This window comes from Pseudoalteromonas sp. SG41-1, assembly GCF_014164575.1.
In the GTDB taxonomy this organism is placed as follows: Bacteria; Pseudomonadota; Gammaproteobacteria; order Enterobacterales; family Alteromonadaceae; genus Pseudoalteromonas; species Pseudoalteromonas rhizosphaerae.
This window is the reverse complement of the sequence record NZ_JACJFL010000114.1, coordinates 1-703: the sequence shown is the minus strand read 5'-3', so window position 1 is coordinate 703 and position 703 is coordinate 1. Positions and strand designations below refer to the sequence as shown.

The window sequence follows — 703 nt, the reverse complement described above, 5'->3', positions numbered from 1 at the left end:
GAGGAAAAAACGGGCAGCAAAGGCAAGCCCATTAAAAGTAATATTACCGACCCTGATAGCGCGAAAATGACCACGTCAAAAGGTACAATCCAAGGCTACAACGGGATAGCGATAAATGACGATAAACATCAAATTATACTGCAAGCACAGGCATGGGGTTCAGTGGGCGAGCAGCAAACCCTGCAGCCAGCGGTTAAGCAATTAAAACAACAGTTAGATAAACTGAGCACAGATGAATCCTCAGATAAACACGCCATCAAATTCACCGCAGACAGTGGGTTTAACAGCGAAGCAAACCTTGAATACATGGCGAAAAGTGGCTTTGATACTTACATTGCGGATAACCAATTTAGAAAACGAAATCCGCTGTTTAAAGAAAGTGAAACTTATGAGACAGAGCAAGAAAAGCGCCGACTAAAACGCAGTAAAGGCAAGCCACGGTTATTTACCTCAGACGACTTCCATTATGATGAGACGACACAAACCTGCCGCTGTCCCGCAGGCAATGAAATGTGGCGAAGCGGTATAAATGTAAACAGCCACAACCAAAAATATACGCGATTCTGCGGTTACTTAAAAGATTGCAAGGTATGCCCACTGCAACAGCAATGTATGCGAAAGCCACCTATAAAAACAGGACGGCAAGTTCAGTTTAAAAATGATGAATCGCGTAAAAAGCTAAGCTACATCGACAAAATGAAGG

The 703-nt window shown here is 43.2% G+C and carries 1 protein-coding gene; it reads left to right on the top strand.

Features of this window, described 5'->3' with window-relative positions:
- Positions 1-66 precede the first annotated feature (66 nt).
- The coding region (locus tag H5203_RS22515) for a transposase (protein WP_182820379.1) at positions 67-703 on the top strand (637 nt) is incomplete at its 3' end.